9 protein-coding genes and 1 pseudogene are annotated in these 16,390 nt (G+C 45.6%); 8 read left to right on the plus strand and 2 right to left on the minus strand.

Features of this window, described 5'->3' with window-relative positions; all coding sequences use genetic code 11:
• Positions 1 to 265 precede the first annotated feature (265 nt).
• The 3 genes from IXB50_RS01385 to IXB50_RS01395 all read left to right on the plus strand — a co-directional run bounded on the left by IXB50_RS01385 (position 266) and on the right by IXB50_RS01395 (position 1,928).
• Entirely contained in the window at positions 266 to 457 is a 192-nt protein-coding gene (locus IXB50_RS01385; protein ID WP_215607144.1) for a hypothetical protein, read from the plus strand.
• Positions 458 to 543: 86 nt separating this feature from the next.
• Complete coding sequence (locus tag IXB50_RS01390) at positions 544 to 1,308, plus strand: MinD/ParA family ATP-binding protein (protein ID WP_215607145.1); 765 nt, start codon at positions 544 to 546, stop codon at positions 1,306 to 1,308.
• 68 nt (positions 1,309 to 1,376) lie between these two features.
• Entirely contained in the window at positions 1,377 to 1,928 is a 552-nt protein-coding gene (locus tag IXB50_RS01395; RefSeq protein ID WP_215607146.1) for a cyclic nucleotide-binding domain-containing protein, read from the plus strand.
• Positions 1,929 to 2,025: 97 nt separating this feature from the next.
• On the opposite strand, the gene IXB50_RS01400 is transcribed toward IXB50_RS01395, so the two are convergent.
• Both IXB50_RS01400 and IXB50_RS01405 read right to left on the minus strand, forming a co-directional pair.
• Positions 2,026 to 2,379 (minus strand): CHAT domain-containing protein, encoded by a 354-nt coding sequence (locus tag IXB50_RS01400; RefSeq protein WP_281413219.1) that lies wholly within the window; start codon positions 2,377 to 2,379, stop codon positions 2,026 to 2,028.
• Positions 2,380 to 2,608: 229 nt separating this feature from the next.
• On the minus strand, positions 2,609 to 4,426 hold the full coding sequence (locus tag IXB50_RS01405) for a hypothetical protein (protein WP_215607148.1): 1,818 nt from the start codon (positions 4,424 to 4,426) through the stop codon (positions 2,609 to 2,611).
• Positions 4,427 to 4,821: 395 nt separating this feature from the next.
• Between IXB50_RS01405 and IXB50_RS01410 the strand changes: the two genes are divergently transcribed.
• From IXB50_RS01410 to IXB50_RS01430, 5 genes and pseudogenes are all read left to right on the plus strand, one after another.
• A complete protein-coding gene (locus tag IXB50_RS01410) occupies positions 4,822 to 5,880 on the plus strand; it encodes a GNAT family N-acetyltransferase (protein WP_215607149.1) in 1,059 nt (352 codons plus the stop codon).
• A gap of 176 nt (positions 5,881 to 6,056) precedes the next feature.
• Positions 6,057 to 6,623, plus strand: a pseudogene (locus IXB50_RS01415) (SET domain-containing protein-lysine N-methyltransferase); the annotation flags it as partial.
• Positions 6,624 to 7,006: 383 nt separating this feature from the next.
• On the plus strand, positions 7,007 to 8,038 hold the full coding sequence (locus IXB50_RS01420) for a ParB/RepB/Spo0J family partition protein (RefSeq protein WP_215607151.1): 1,032 nt from the start codon (positions 7,007 to 7,009) through the stop codon (positions 8,036 to 8,038).
• A 614-nt stretch (positions 8,039 to 8,652) separates the two neighbouring features.
• Positions 8,653 to 12,354: a beta strand repeat-containing protein gene (locus tag IXB50_RS01425; RefSeq protein ID WP_215607152.1), complete on the plus strand. Its 3,702-nt coding sequence runs from the start codon at positions 8,653 to 8,655 to the stop codon at positions 12,352 to 12,354.
• Between the two features lie 1,031 nt (positions 12,355 to 13,385).
• Positions 13,386 to 16,319, plus strand: coding sequence for a cadherin domain-containing protein (locus tag IXB50_RS01430; protein WP_215607153.1), 2,934 nt, complete (start codon positions 13,386 to 13,388; stop codon positions 16,317 to 16,319).
• The last annotated feature ends 71 nt before the right edge of the window (positions 16,320 to 16,390 follow it).

A 16,390-nucleotide genomic window follows, 5' to 3' on the forward strand; every position in this document is an offset into this window, starting at 1 on the left:
AGTAGCAAGGAAATCAAAAGAAAATATTATTTCATTTTTGTCAGTTCTAACGTTTCTTTAAGTGCTTATCTATGGGGATTCCAAAAATCTTTCTAACGTTACCCATGGTGGTTCCTATTGTTATTGGATTCGTTTTTAACGGCACTTTACGGAATTGGTCTCGTTCTTAAGCGAAAGCATATAAAATAGCTATGTAGATGCTCCCTAATTAAGGAGAAGAGATACCATCATAAAGATTTACTGCATCTCATAAAACTTGTCTGTTATGCCATCTACCAAACGCCCTAAAATCATGGCTAGGCTACGTAATGAGGTCTATGATGATCTCGAAGGTGCCTTAGAAAGTCATGAAAAGAAAATGACCTACATTGGCTTCGCAATGTTGTTTGTCGTTGTGGGGATCATTCTGATAGTTATCTGGTATGAACCACTCAAAAGCTGGCTAATTTATTACTAGGGCTGTCGCTTACCCATCAAGTTTTCTGACCCTGAATTACAGTAGAGTAAAGCAAGGGGCTGTTACAAAATGCTTGCTTTACACAAATGTCTACCATTGTCTCTATCCATTCATTTCGGGGCGGAACAGGCAAATCGAGCACCAGTGCTAATGTGGCGGTCAACTTGGCCCAGTTGGGATATCGTGTCGGGGTAATCGACACCGATATTCAATCACCCGGCATTCACATCCTATTTAAGCTGACCGATCAGGCGATCGGATCAACCCTAAACGACTATCTAAAGGGTAACTGCAAAGCCCAGGAAGCTGCCTATGATGTCACCCACCTTCTGGATGGTGAGCATGATGATAGCAGGCTGTTTATAATTCCATCTAGCCTGAAAGCCAATGACATTATCCACATATTAAGAGCAGGTTACAATGCTGATGTTCTCAGTAGTTGCTTCAATGAACTCATAGACGCCCTGGAATTAGATTATTTAATTATTGATACCCATCCAGGGTTGAATGAAGAGACGCTACTGGCCATTGCTTTCTCTGACATCCTGCTCATCTTACTGCGACCCGATGCCCAAGACTATCAGGGGACCGCTGTGACCGTAGAGGTCGCTCAAGAGTTAGGCGTTGAGAACCTGCTAATTGTGATGAATAAGGTACCGTCCCTATTTGATGCTAATGAGGTGAAGGCACAGGTAGAAACGGCTTACAACTGTGAGGTGGCAGCTATTTTACCCCACAGTGAGGATTTGATGATCTTAGCCAGTAACCATGTGTTCTCGATCGAAAATCCTGACCATAGGCTTACAAAACTTTACAGAATGCTGGCTAATCGATTGATAGAAACCAGTTGAGAATCTTAATCTGGCAAAATAGCATATTACTGCAGAATAATGTTATCCCTGCTTGGTCTGAACATGCTATGGAAACAAAACGCTTTGATGCAGGAGACATCATCTTACGCGAAGGTGATCCAAGCGATTATGCCTATATCCTTCGCAAAGGGAAGGCTGAAGTCATTCGAGAACATCTCGGGAACACCATCATACTGCGCTCCATCAATCGAGGTGATATTTTTGGTGAATTTGGCATTATTGATAACCAACCTCGCTCCGCCACAGTTCGAGCTGTAGAACCCGTTACTGTATCAGTTCTCTCCAATGATGAAGTTGTTGATATTGTCTTCGACAATCCCCATAAAAGTCTTATCCTTACCCGCAGTGCATTTGACCGGCTACGCAAGCTGTATGCAGAAAAAGAGAAACCAGAAGAAGAATTAGCCACAGAGTTAGACTCTTTTCGATCAGAGATGAGTGAAGCCATTGCCCAGGCAATTCGTGATCACGAGGAGGGCGTGATGAAGAGCCACGTTGGGATTTTACCAATTGCATCAGCGGTGTTAGTGCTTGTGCTTGTAGGTGGCTCTATTTTATTCAAAGCTCAAATTTTAGATTTTTTACAAACAGCTTTCTAGAAAGTGTCTATGTTCATAGCCTCTCTCAATTAGCCTTTATCCGCATAGCTGGATAGCAGATGAATCCGAGCACGGTCGATCAAAGCTGACGTAATCATTATAGCCAATTACCTACCAGGACAAAGGGACTCCAAAAATAGGGAGAGGCTAACTGCGGGTCTTGCATCAAAGCCAGCTGAGCCTGACGAAATGCTTCGGCTTTGGTGGTGTTCGGCTGAGCCAAAGCCTGATAAAATTCGGCCATAAAGGTAGCAGCAGCCTGATCATTAATGGCCCATAGTCCAGCTAAGGTACTGCGCACTCCCGACCGAATGGCAGTACCGGCAATGCCTAAGATCGCTCGACTATCACCAGAGGCTGTTTTACAAGCACTAAAGACCAATAGCTCCACTGGAGACAGGTCACTGCGATTGCGCGCTTGCAACACCTGACTCATTTCTTCCATAGTCAGTTTTCCATCCCAAGCATTGTTTCAGACTTGCAGGAGTGTCGGGTTGACATAATCGCCCCTCGATTATGTCAGATCACGTTTAGAGATTAGTCTCAGAGATCTAAAGATCTAAAGAAGTGTGTGAATGAGACTTTACAGGCGGCTTATCCTCACCATCTTCGGGCACGTTGCCCGCTTTGATCGTGGCATTGTCCTCTCAAGAGTGCGGCTTCCAGACCCCAGCGACTCCCTACATTCCTTGGAAAAGAATCATTTCCAAATCCATAACATTAGATGTACATACCCCAATGCTGGGTACCTCTATATCTAATGGCCGTAAAACATAAAAGTTGTGGATATGCAGAGCTAACTGGTTAGCAACATCTGCCAGTGTGTTAACCGTTGTCTTAACTACACCGGTATTTTGATCTCGAATAACACACTCATACTGCTGATCTTCTTGAGGAATAGCACTGAATCCAATTTGATGTCCTTCCCCTTTCACCACATACTCTTTTACATTCATTCCAAGGGAAACTAATCCATCACATTTAACATCATTTTCACTACTGTAGAACGTAGACAACTTACTTGCAATTTCAGAGCCTATGGAGGCTGGGGACAAAGCATCATAGTCTAACATATCAAAAATATTAAGCGTACCTGAGTCAGCGTAATTATCTACATACTCGATCACATCAGTTCGCTGATTAGGCGAGCGTTCGAAGCCATATTGCTTACAAAAATCTACAAACTTAACAGCTTCTAAAGAAGCATTGGCCCGATCAAGGTTGCTAAACCAATCTTGATCAACGTTACCTGACTTCAAATAACGGACAAAGTAAGTCGTTGTTTCAGCCGATTGCTCACGGATGTCTTGGGCAGCCTGGTCTAAAAGCTTTTTGAGTCCAAGTAACGGCTCAATAATAGCTCTCCCAACTCCTGAACTACCTGCAGTGGGTGGAGCCAAAAATCCACTGAGCCCGGCTGCTGTAATAGCATTACAAATACCACCTAAGCCCATAGATTTACCAAGCTGAGTCATAACCTTACCAAACAGCTCCTGACTCCATTCTGGTTGTTCAAACTCTTCACCTGCTTCCCCAATAACGGGTGCTAATAATCCTGCCAGCTCAGGGACATCATCCAGTATAGGCTCCTCTTCAACAATGTCAGAAACCTCTTCAACAACTTCAGTAGAAAGTTCCTGAGAGTCAGCGTCTTCTAATCCTACCGGAGCATCACCATCAGCGGGTGGCCGAGGGAATGGATTGGCCGTTGCACCTAATTGTAATACTTGGTCTAAAGTAGAAATTTGAGTTTCCCAGTAAGTTCTTTCCCTAAAAATACGGGCATCGCCATAACCACATTCGTCCAAAAAGGCTTCAAGAATAGCGGCATTAGAGTCAGAAATATCAACTCCAAGAATATCGTCGAAGTCTTCCCCATCTAAAGCAGTTACAAACGCGTAGATATATTGTCCTTCAGTTGAATCAAATTTGCGAAACCATCTATATTGACCTTCGTCCCATTTTTGGTGACCACCATCGGGTTCCCAATCACACTGAATCATGGGGACATTCATTGACTGATGTGAAACAGTCAACGGTTCTAACTGGGGTTGCAACCTCTGCTGATCTAACTGCGAACTTGTGTCTTGTTGCACTGTGGACATTAGTTGGAGCGGCGGCGGCTGACGATCTTCTTCTCGCTGGGCTATTTGAGGACCTGTTGAAGGACTATTAATTTGCTGCACCACTGTCTTTGCCACAGTATCTGCTTCTTGTTCATACTTATCACCAGGTTGACCAATGCTCAGCTTGGGTTGAACTGGCATAGATAGCATATTCTGAAAAGGTACAACAGGCACTGAGCCCCTGTCTGTAATGGCTACCTTACTAAAGTCAAACGTGGAAACAGGCTCTGACTTGGGTGAAACGGTCGTCGTAGATGGATCTGAACTCTCTGGGTGAGTCACCGCTGAAGCGAAGGGGCGAGGACGAAGCAACGTTTTTTTCGAGGATACCGTTAAAGGGCGGTCTTTGAAGAGGCGATCGTAACTGACCATAAAAGATTAAGCCAGGAGATACAGCAAACAATCCCTAACCCAGGTTGCTAAATCGCGGGCTGACAAGGAAGTATATTAAGAATTCACCAAACATTTTCAATCTAACTCCGTACAAACTACTAACCCTAACGTTTAAAATATGATCTCATCTTGAGACTCTTTTTTGAATTAGGTGAAGTAGGCTAGGGGGTGTTAAAACAAGTTTAAGTTTTACCTGACCTTTCGCCCTAGGGTAAAACGCCAATTCTGGAAGTGGACATGGGCTCAGGGATAGCGACTCCTACCACGCTATCTTAAAATAACATTTCAAAATTTCTACTGCTAACGATGTCAGGCATCATGGGGGCGTTTCCAACGAGACCACCTAATAACGTTGAAGGCTTGGAGGTATATGGATGAAAGTCATAGCGAGGACTCTCCCTTCGATTACCCATCCAGTGGATAAGCATGTTTTGGCGTCTGAGCTGACGGCAGACAAGCTGATTCGGACCCATAAAGGATTAGAAATTTATCTGGTGACTGCCGATGATTCGCCCCGAGTCATGACTGAGATTGGTCGGATTCGAGAAGTCGAATTTCGGAGGGAGGGTGGTGGCACTGGCAAACCGAAGGATATCGATATCTTTGATCAGGGCCCAGTGCCTTATCGTCAGCTAGTGGTTTGGGATCCCGTTGCCCAGGAAATTGTCTCCATGTATCGTTACATTCTTTGTCGTGATGCTATCCATTCAGACGGTGAACTGGATTTGGCAACTGCAAAGCTGTTCGATTTTTCTCAACGGTTTCAAGAGCAGTATTTGCCCAAGACAATTGAACTGGGACGTTCAGTTGTGAATCGTAGTGCCCAACGACGCAGACTGGGGCTATTTGCAGTCTGGTGTGGGCTAGGTGCTCTGGTGCAGGAGTATCCTGATATGGACTACTTTTTCGGCAAAGTGACCATTGCGTCGCCCCATTTTAAATCTGGTCAAAATCTATTGATGCAGTTTATGCAGCGTTACGAGATGGCTCAGGAAATGTTGGCCATCCCTAAGATGCATTGTCGAGTTCATAATCCGACTATCCCAAATCTTTCATGGACAGAAGCATCCCATCAAACTGCCCTTCATTCTCTTAAGGGTAAACTTAAGCAAATGGGTCAGCCCATGCCGTCATTGCTGAATAGTTATCTGAAGACAAGCGATCAGCTTCGTTACTTTGGCAGTGTTTGTAATCTCGAATTTGGCAATGTCATCGAAGCAGCTATTCTAATTCCCATTGACTCAATTAAAGCCAAATCTCGTCAACACTTTATTGATTCATACGTCAATATCAATTCTCAACGGTTCCGGAGCCTGGATCGGCAGAGTAGTGAAAAAGGTCTGGCAAGGGATATTGCGTGTTTACAAGATTTTATTCACACAGTGATGACTAAAAACAATAAATCCAGTCCCATGTATGTTTCCGTGGTCTAAAGGGATTGCATTCGTCTTTTTAATTTCTTGGGACAGTGATCATCACCATCGCTTTCAATACCTGAATAAACCTGAACTTTTCGGGATTTTTTCTACCAAGGATTTTCGTCATCATAAACCTTGTCCAGCTTCAACATAGTTATACAGCCTAGCAACTAAGGCTACCCCAAGGAAGAAGTATCATGAGCTTAGCGGAACTCATTATTCGCAATACAACAAAGTCAATCTCCTTACATCCGATACATCTTGAAACCACTGATATCGCTAATGATTGTCAGGTGATTTTAGATGAAGCACAGGGAGCCCAATCCCTCATAGCTAAGAAAAACTTTGCCCCTGGTGAGCTTTTATCTCGCTTCTATGCATTGGATGAGTTCTCCCAACCCAGTAATGACTCCCTACAAATAGACGAAACCTGTCATATTGGCCTCTATCCAACACAGCTGCGATATATTAGCCATAGCTGTGACCCTAATGTGGTATTTGATATCCAGGCAGGCGAAGTTATTTGTATAAAGCCTATTCAGGCAGGCGAGTATATTACCTGCTTCTATCCCTCAACAGAGTGGGAAGTATTGGATGCCTTTTCATGCTTATGTGGTAGTGATCAGTGTCTAGAAACAATTCAAGGTGCTAAGCATTTACCCATTGATATTTTGAACCGTTATGAATTAGCTCGCCATATCAGACGCCTTAAACGGCATCAAAGCCTCTTCAGTAAGGCAGTTCAAGTTTCCATATAATATACAAAGAAGCTGTTCCTATGGGTAATTCCTCCGTTAGCCTGAGCAAGCATTGAATGCTCTTGTTATTCGTCTAACTCATGCTTCTAACTTCCTACTGGGTGCTCAAGCGTCTTAAGATGCTTGAGCACTTTCCTATCTCCCCACCTAGTCAGGATTTCCCAGCTTAAATTGATGCCTCTGCATAAACCTGAATGTTTATCTGAATAAACCTGAACTTATCGGTATTTTTTCTGCTTTCAATATTCGCCACACTGAGGATGTGATTTATCAGACTTTACATTTTACTTAACAGACCTGGTTAGTAAAATGCATAGCCTTCACCATGGCGTTGTTCTTGCAATCAATGGAAATCCAACGATAGCTAGTTAGGAAACCGAAAAATGTTTAACGACGATCTAAAGAATTTGTCTACGACTTCTACTATTCAGCTGTCCGATGGACAGAGTGATAGTCTCATATTTCCTATTATTGAAAGTCAGGAACACATTGAGGGTGACAAACAGTGGTTAAATAAAAGACGGTTAGATCATGAGCCTATGGAGCAGTGGCTAGCTGTTGCGAATATTCAACCTGGAACATTGCAATCTCGTCAGTATTTTGATGAGTCGGAGATCGATAACCTGGCCAAGAGTTTTAGAGAAAATGGCTTTAAGGGGATCCTCAATGTTAGACCACTAGATAATGAACAATACGAACTAATTGCAGGAGAACGTCGTTGGCGAGCTGCCCAAAAAGCAGGAATAGAAAAAGTTCTCTGTCTGGTCAATCAGTTTAGTGATGAAGAAGCACTACAGTTTTCACTGATTGAGAACGTCAAACGCGTGGATCTCAGTAAATTAGAGGAAACTATGGCCATCTTGCGATTGATCGAGATCCGTTATGGTCTCAGTCAAGCACAAGCGGCTAAAATTATCCGCACCGAGGGACATCCGGATAAGCGCTCCCGGTGTGACGTTGCACCGAGTCAAGCATTGCAAAATATCGAATCGGTACTGCAGTCATTTAACATTGAGCTACAAACGTTCCGAACTCGGAATCTTCGTAGTCTTACATTATCGGATGAACTCATCCAGGCTCATCTTAAGGGACAAATTTCATGGTCAGTTGCTCTAGAGTTACACAAACTTAAGGATGCGATCGCACGTCAAACGTTGCTCAATGAGATTTTAAACCGTGAGTCTGCATCATTTAGATGGGTACAGCAGCAGGTCAAGGAATTAAGAGCACAACTAACTGAACCGGGTCAACAAACCCCAGTATCGTTTGGGAAGCGAATAAGGGCTGTCGCTAAGCAGGTGAAGGAGGTTGAATCTCAGCTCAACGTCACTCAGCGTCAACAGCTTGAGACAATTTTACAGAAATTAGACGATTTTTTAAAGCATACGGATAAGGTCTCTTCAGACTCAAACTAGATGTTTATTAGATCTTTTCACAGGGGTGCCTAATTACTTTCACAGGTATCTAATCACTGTAAGGCTTATGTATTATGCTCACATCGATTTATCAGGTCCTTTATCTAAGGGGAAATCCAATGGGTTTTGTGATGTGAACACCAGGGTGGAATAATGCTAATTGTCAGTTATAGGCACTGAGTCGGGACATTGAGGAAAAAAATCTAAATTAATAGAGATTCTCTAAGAAAATGAGCGGCTGTTCAAGAACAGCCGCTCATTTTCTTTGCTAAAGAGAGACTGAGATATCTTCACATCATATCTTGATTTCGCTTACAACTGATTGCACTACTTTTTGCCGTTACTCCAGATGGCTTCCGCTTAACCCTGATCAAGTGTGATCTACGTCAAACCATTGACCTGATTGAGATCACTAATCCTTATGCAACCTGAATAAACCTGAATTTTTACCTGAACAAACCTGAGCTTTTCAGGATTTTTTCTGTCAGTTATTTTCGCGATAGTTAAGTCATCAATTTGAAGACAGTAGGTTCACACATTGCAGTATGCCAGCGATGGAACTGCACAAGAAACATTGCTCACTTATTTTGTAACTGCTTTAGGAGATTAAACAAATGTCTGACGGAGTTTTTAATCCAGATGTCAATGGCGTTGTCCTCACCGGAGATGGTGGTAATAACGTCTTGGATGGTACCAACTTAAACGATCAGCTTTTTGGCCTGGCTGGTAACGATCGCCTCAAAGGAATGGCTGGAGCAGACCTGCTGGAGGGGGGGATCGGCGATGATTGGCTTTCCGGTGGTGCAGGCACAGATAAATTAGAAGGCGGTATTGGCAAGGATTTATTGCTAGGTGGCAAAGACCGCGACTGGCTCTTTGGCGGTGCGGATGCGGATGCGCTTTGGGGCGGTGATGGTAACGACGACCTCAGCGGTGGCGCAGGTAATGACCTGCTGGTTGGTGGTAAAGGAAACGATCTTCTAGATGGTGGATTAGGTAATGATGTTATTCACCTTGGCCAAGGGTCAGATATTGTTGTGCTAGCGCCTGGCAATGGGTTTGACATACTAACAGACTATAGAGATGGTCAGGATAAAATTCAGCTAGAGGGTGGTCTCACCTTTGAGGATTTGGATATCCGCAAACACGGTAAATTCAGTACAGAGATTCGTATTGATAAACCTGGCGATCCGAATGACGGTGAGAAATTGGCCAAACTCGTAGGGATTCGTCCTAATAAGTTAACTGAGGATGACTTTATCTTTGATGATGGCGGTGGATCTAATATTGCTCCAACAATCACTAGCGACGGTGGTGGTGACACAGCTTCCATTTCAGTAGCCGAAAATCAAACGACAGTGACTGATGTTGATGCGACCGATGATACCGATTCTGAAGGTTCAGGTCTGACCTATAGTCTCAGTGGTGGTGCCGATGCATCGTTGTTCTCGGTGGATGCGAATACTGGTGTCGTCACCTTCAACAATGCGCCTGATTTTGAAGTACCGGGGGATGCCAACGGTAACAATGACTATGAGGTTCAAGTGACGGTTACTGATTCTTCAGGCTTAACTGATGTTCAAGACCTGGTGATTAGCGTGACCGATGTGGCGGAGAACGCAGCGCCGACTATCACTAGTTCTGCGACAGCCAGTGTTGCTGAAAATCAGACCAGTGCCATTGATGTGCAGACATCTGATGATACCGATTCTGAAGGTTCAGGGTTGACCTATAGCCTCAGCGGTGGTGCAGATCAATCGTTGTTCTCAGTTGATGCGAATACTGGTGTCGTCACCTTCAACAATGCTCCCGACTTTGAAGCACCGGGTGATGCTAATGGGGATAATGCCTACCAGGTTCAAGTAACAGTAACCGATTCATCTGGGTTGACTGATGCTCAAGATATTACGGTGAATGTTACCGATGTGGCAGAGAACGCAGCGCCGACTATCACCAGTTCTGCGACAGCTAGTGTTGCTGAGAATCAGACCAGTGCCATTGATGTGCAGACATCTGATGATATCGATTCTGAAGGTTCAGGTCTGACCTATAGTCTCAGTGGTGGAGCCGATGCATCGTTGTTCTCGGTGGATGCGAATACTGGTGTCGTCACCTTCAACAATGCGCCTGATTTTGAAGTACCGGGGGATGCCAACGGTAACAATGACTATGAGGTTCAAGTGACGGTTACTGATTCTTCAGGCTTAACTGATGTTCAAGACCTGGTGATTAGCGTGACCGATGTGGCGGAGAACGCAGCGCCGACTATCACAAGCTCTGCAACAGCCAGTGTTGCTGAAAATCAGACCAGTGCCATTGATGTACAGACATCTGATGATGCCGATTCTGAAGGTTCAGGGTTGACCTATAGCCTCAGTGGCGGTGCCGATGCATCGTTGTTCTCAGTTGATGCGAATACTGGTGTCGTCACCTTCAATAATGCACCTGACTTTGAAGCACCGGGTGATTCTAATGGGGATAATGCCTACCAGGTTCAAGTAACAGTAACCGATTCATCTGGGTTGACTGATGCTCAAGACATTACGGTGAATGTTACCGATGTGGCGGAGAACGCAGCACCGACTATCACTAGTTCTGCGACAGCCAGTGTTGCTGAGAATCAGACCAGTGCCATTGATGTAGAGACATCTGATGATACCGATTCTGAAGGTTCAGGGTTGACCTATAGCCTCAGCGGTGGTGCAGATCAATCGTTGTTCTCAATTGATGCCAACACAGGTGTAGTCACCTTCAACAATGCTCCCGACTTTGAAGCACCGGGGGATGCCAACGGCGATAACAATTATCAGGTGCAGGTGAGCGTCACCGATGCGGGTGGGTTAACTGATGTTCAAGACTTGACCGTGACCGTCACTGATGAAGTCGAAAACGTCGATCCTGTTGCCCAAAACCAAACCTACTCCACCTTTGGTAATACAGTGCTAGAGGTAGCCGGAGCAGATATCCCAGGCAATGAGGCAACGTCCGTCACGAGTACTACCAGCCTTCTGACCGGAGCAACCGATGCCAATGGCGATACGTTGACGACACTAGCGGAGACAAAAACAACAACGGCAGGAGGCAGTGTCACGATCAACGCTGACGGCAGCTTCTTCTATACGCCCGAGGCTGGTGATGTGAGTGTGGCGGATACCTTCACCTTTACGGTCTTAGATGGAAACGGAGGCAGTAGTGTCGGAACTGCGACGATCAATGTGAGTAGCGATCGCATCTGGTACGTCGATGATGATGCCGCAGCGGGTGGCGATGGCACCTCCGCTAATCCGTTTAATAGTCTAGTGCCTTTGAATACAGGCGGTAGCAGCGATGGCCTTGATGGGGCAGGAGATACCATCTACGTCCTGGATGGCACCTATACCAGTGGTATTACCCTAGAAAATAACCAATCACTCTTGGGTCAAGCCGTCGACCTGGTAGTGGATGGCACCACCCTGATTACAGGGTCGAACGCTAACCGACCTAGTCTATCCAACCCCGGAGCCAATGCCATCACCCTGGCCTCAGGCAATACCGTACGCGGTTTGGGTATCACCGGAGCCACCACCCAAAATGGCATCGTCGGTACCAATGTGGGTAACACCCTGATCGATAATGTCACCTTTACCGGTCTGGCTCTCGAAGCGGCCCAGCTCACCAACAGCACCTCCAATGCGACAATCACCCTGCAAAACAACACGGTGAATTCGCCTAATTCGACCACAGGTGTAGAGCTTGAGGTGATCAGCAATGGTGCTAGTAACGTCACGGTCAATGTCACCGACAATACCCTGTCCAATGTGAGTAATAGTGCAATTTTGGTGGATGGTAATGGGAACGGCACCGTCAACACCACTATCAGTGGCAACAATATTACGGTCGACAATGCAGGTAGTCCGACCATCGAGGTCGATCAGGCCGGTAACGGCACCCTCACTGCGTTGATTAATAACAACACGATATTAGGACAGCTGAACGATACCGATGCCATCTTCGTCGTGGCGAATAACGGCACGGGCACCCTAAATGCAACCATCACCAATAACTCGAATGATACGGCCCCTACTGGTCCGATTGGTTCTGGGTTATTTGGTCGGGTCCAAAACAACAATACGCTGAATCTCAATATCTTTGGGAATAGCTTTGTGGGCCTGAATAATGAGGACATCGCCCTGGCACGGGTAGCGATCGCGGGGGCAAATCCAACCCTGAATGTGACTCAGACGGATGCAGCGGACCTGACTGCCGTCAACAATAACGCTGGGTTGTTCCTTGACGGAACGATTAACTTTAATCAGCCTGCCCCTCCTACTCCTTAGGATGGTCGAAAGCATAATCATTCAGTAAATTGAGCGATTAGATGCAATAGAACGGGTTGTTGTTAAATAACAACAACTCGTTTTATTTTCTATTTTATTTCGAAAATACGTAGGTAGGGCTGTGGCGCAGAGAGATATGTTGGGCGAGGCGAGCGGCGATGATAAGTTTTCTCTCAAGTTTTGCTCAAGAAATGCATATTGAAATACTACATATCAATCTTTTAGAAGGCCACTATAATTTTTCATGTCTTTATCAATGGATCAAATAGATAAGGAGTCAACGTTAAATAAGTTCTCATTTTTGAGTTTTAAGTTACGCGCCCAACTCAAAATAAAGGCCCAAGGTCATGCGCCTACATATACCAAAACTTAGAACTTAAAACTGGCTCACTCCTAAGCAAGGTATAGCATTTTTAATCGCATAGCATAAGTGTGAAGATGTTGTTAAGGGAACATTTATGAAAATCGAAATATAGTGTCCTGGCAAACAATCTCAACCAGTTATGAGAGAGCCGATCGATTGACTTGAAAAAACCAACAAGTATGGATATTCTTTGATAAATTTTCTTTAAAGTGGGCATTCACATGAGAAATGTGAATGCTACTGTTCAATCTAGGGACATACGTATAACCCCTTAGATTTAGGGATTAAGCAGAAAAATGCTGAATCATCGAAGGCAAAGCTACTCTCTGGAAAATGTTAGATAGCTGTTGCGATCGCACGTTTGTAGTATCTGACAAATGCAAGCGAGCTTATTTACCCTAAAAAGCTGGACAGGCCCTGTTCCGTTAGGTACAGAGAAATGAGACAACACGACCAAGAAGCATTCTGTCTTTCGTCATAAGGCTAACTTATAACTACTGTAAAAGGATTCATGATCCTTAAAATTGTCAAATTCTTACTTATATCTCTTGTTTCACAGGAGTTTTAACCTGGTCAGTCATGAGTGGGTGGCCTATTGTAGTTTGCGATTTTCACTAAAAACCATTCGAGTCAACCTTTTTAAATTATTTTTGAGGAATCTGAAACAATGGCTGATGGAGTGTTTAATCCCCCTGTCGACAATGTCTTCACTGGCAATAATGGTGCCAACACCATCAATGGAACAGGGCTTAACGATGAAATCTTTGGACTGGGTGGTAGGGATACCCTCAGAGGTTTAGCTGGAGCAGATCTATTAGATGGCGGTAACGGCAAAGACCTTCTATTGGGCGGTGCCGGTACTGATAAGTTAATCGGTGGCAATAGTAATGATAGATTATTTGGTGGGAGTCAAGATGACTGGCTGTTTGGCAATCTCGGCAATGATTTTTTGAGCGGCGATGGTGGTAATGACGACCTCAATGGTGGTGATGGCCGAGATAACCTATTAGGTGGCAGTGGTAATGACACCCTCCTGGGTGAGCGCGGTAATGACATCCTGGGTGGTGGTAGTGGTAACGACCTCTTGGACGGCGGCGCTAATAACGACGGGCTATTTGGAGGATTTGGTGACGATACTATTCTCGGCGGAGCTGGTAATGACCAGATATTTGGAGGATTTGGTGACGATACTATCGATGGTGGTCTGGGCAATGACAATATTTTCACAGGCCTAGGTCAGAATATTGTTATTCTAAGACCGGGCGATGGTTTTGACAGAATACGAGACTTCTTGCCAGGGCAAGATAAAATCCAACTCGAAGATGGTCTTACCTTTAATGACTTGGATCTAATCCCCCAGGGTAGAAATACAACAATTCGTATTAATAAACCTGGTGATCCAAACGATGGTGAGAATCTAGCCAGGCTATTTGGTGTACGCGCCAATCAGTTAGATGAAGATGATTTCATTGACTCCACACCATCTAATCTAGCACCGGAAATTACCAGTGATGGCGGTGGGGATACCGCAACGGTCAATGCCGCTGAGAATCAGACAGCGGTTACCGATGTGGAGACCAGCGATGATAATGACTCTGAAGGCTCGGGTCTCACCTACAGTCTGACTACCGATGCCGGTGGCGGTACCGACAATGGTCTGTTCTCCATTGATGCAGCGACTGGGGTACTCACCTTTAATGCCCCACCTGACTTTGAGGCTCCTGACGATGCCAACACCGATAATGCCTATGAAGTCCAGGTGACGGTGACTGACTCTTCAGGCTTAACCGATTCTCAAGACATTACGGTGAATGTCACCGATGTGGCGGAGAATGCCGCGCCGACGATTACTAGTTCAGCCACGGCTAGTGTCCCCGAAAATCAAACCAGTGCGATTGATGTTCAATCTACGGATGACGTGGATTCCGAAGGCTCAGGGTTGACCTATAGCCTGAGTGGTGGAGCCGACCAATCCGTGTTCTCCATTGATGCCAGCACAGGTGTGGTCACCTTCAATGCGGCCCCCGACTTTGAAGTGCCTGGGGATGCCAATGGCGATAACGATTACGAACTTCAGGTCACTGTCACCGATGCCGGGGGCTTAACCGACAGCCAGGACATCACCGTTAATGTCACCGATGTGGTGGAAGTACCTGTCCCAGATGCTGTCAATGATGCCTTTAACGTCACCGGTAATGTCGGCATTGATGTCACCAGCACCGGCTCCATCCTCAACAATGACATCGGTGGAACACCCACAGCCCTCTTCTTTGGCAATGCATCAGGCACCGCCAATGGGACAGCGGCCGATGGCACCAATACCATTACCACCACCAATGGCGGTACGGTGTTGCTAAATGCTGATGGCACCTTCACCTATGATCCGGCTGCCGGTTTCAACGGCGCTGACTCATTCTTCTACTTCAGTCAAAATTCAGGCGGCGATGACACCGCTGAAGTCACCTTCACCGTGGCCGATACCGTCTGGTTTATTGACAACAGCGCCGGGGGCTCTACCAATACAGGCACCCTGAATAACCCCTTCACCTCATTGGCTGACTTTAATACAGCCAATGATGGTGGCGGCAACAACCCTGGAGCGAATGACGATATCTTCCTAGGCTCGGGCTCAGGCAACTATACAGGTGGCACCACGCTGCTGGATGGTCAGACCCTGATTGGTCAAGGAACCACCGGTACCCTGGATGGATTACTGGGTATTACGTTGCCCACCTTTAGTAATCCGCTGCCCACCCTCGGCGGGGCCGACCCCATTATTGTGAACAATGGTGGCAATGCCATTACGTTAGGATCTGGCAACACCGTTCGAGGATTAACCATTGCTGGAGCCACTACCCAAAATGGCATCGTCGGTACCAATGTGGGTAACACTCTGATCGATAATGTCACCTTTACCGGTCTGGCTCTCGAAGCCGTCCAGCTCACTAACAGCACCGCGAATGCGACAATTACGCTGCAAAACAACACGGTGAATTCGCCTAATTCGACCACAGGTGTAGAACTTGAGGTAATCAGCAATGGAGCGAGTAACGTCACGGTCAATGTCACCGACAATACCCTGTCCAACGTGAGTAATAGTGCAATTTTGGTGGATGGTAATGGGAACGGCACCGTCAACACCACCATCAGTGGTAACAATATTACGGTCAACAACGCGGGTAGCTTCACCATTGAGGTCGATCAAGCTGGTAACGGTACCATCAATGCGTTGATTGATAACAACAATATATTTGGACAGCTGGACGATACTGATGCCATCTTCGTAAATGCGAATAACGGCACGGGCACCCTAAATGCAACAGTTACCAATAACTCGAATGATACAGCCCCAACCACGTTAGGAGCTGGATTATTTGGTCGGGCCAATAACAACAATACGCTGAATCTCAATATCACTGGGAATAACTTTACGGGCCTATTCGAGGAGATTTTCCTGGCACAGGTACCTATACCGAATGAGACCCCAACGCTGAACGTTACTCAGACTAGTGAAGCTAACCTGAGTGCAGTCAACAATGGAGACAGGGTGGCTACCTCTGGGGCGATTAACTTTGGTCAGCCTGCACCGCCTACTCCATAGGATGGTCTAAGGCATAAATCGTTCTTCGGTTGAACGATTAGATTAAAAATAACGGCTGGCTGTTATTTAAC

The sequence above is a fragment of the Leptothoe spongobia TAU-MAC 1115 genome, from assembly GCF_018739885.1.
GTDB classification, from domain to species: Bacteria; Cyanobacteriota; Cyanobacteriia; order Phormidesmidales; family Phormidesmidaceae; genus Leptothoe; species Leptothoe spongobia.

Coding starts and splice junctions, on each gene's coding strand:
- IXB50_RS01385 (WP_215607144.1), top strand. CDS start 266: ATGCCATCTACCAAACGCCCTAAAATCATGGCTAGGCTACGTAATGAG.
- IXB50_RS01390 (WP_215607145.1), top strand. CDS start 544: ATGTCTACCATTGTCTCTATCCATTCATTTCGGGGCGGAACAGGCAAA.
- IXB50_RS01395 (WP_215607146.1), top strand. CDS start 1,377: ATGGAAACAAAACGCTTTGATGCAGGAGACATCATCTTACGCGAAGGT.
- IXB50_RS01405 (WP_215607148.1), bottom strand. CDS start 4,426: ATGGTCAGTTACGATCGCCTCTTCAAAGACCGCCCTTTAACGGTATCC.
- IXB50_RS01410 (WP_215607149.1), top strand. CDS start 4,822: ATGAAAGTCATAGCGAGGACTCTCCCTTCGATTACCCATCCAGTGGAT.
- IXB50_RS01420 (WP_215607151.1), top strand. CDS start 7,007: ATGTTTAACGACGATCTAAAGAATTTGTCTACGACTTCTACTATTCAG.
- IXB50_RS01425 (WP_215607152.1), top strand. CDS start 8,653: ATGTCTGACGGAGTTTTTAATCCAGATGTCAATGGCGTTGTCCTCACC.
- IXB50_RS01430 (WP_215607153.1), top strand. CDS start 13,386: ATGGCTGATGGAGTGTTTAATCCCCCTGTCGACAATGTCTTCACTGGC.